We start from the raw sequence: 248 nt of genomic DNA on the forward strand, positions 1-248 counted from the left end.
CGCCGGACAGGTGTTGCGGCCCAAGCTGTATCGGGTGCTGTCGCACACCACGCTCACCAAGGTCGTCGATCGTGGGTCCGTGTATTTGGTGGTTTACGCGGCGTTCAGCGCGGGAATGGTCGAACACGTCTGGCAGGGCCTGCAGATCTCCCGGCTGTTGGCCGTGGTCGGTGTCAGTGTCGGGCTGCTGGCGGTGGTGCTGGGCGTCACGGCGGGGGCGGCGCGATTGCTGCGCTTCGACCGGGCCG

1 protein-coding gene is annotated in these 248 nt (G+C 67.7%); it reads left to right on the forward strand.

The features are described from left to right. Positions 1 to 34 precede the first annotated feature (34 nt). Positions 35 to 248 (forward strand): bile acid:sodium symporter (locus A6V29_RS10430; protein ID WP_249933158.1); only part of this gene is annotated, 214 nt, incomplete at its 3' end.

Origin of the sequence: Blastococcus sp. CCUG 61487, assembly GCF_005222955.1 — a bacterium.
Classification (GTDB): Bacteria; Actinomycetota; Actinomycetes; order Mycobacteriales; family Geodermatophilaceae; genus Blastococcus.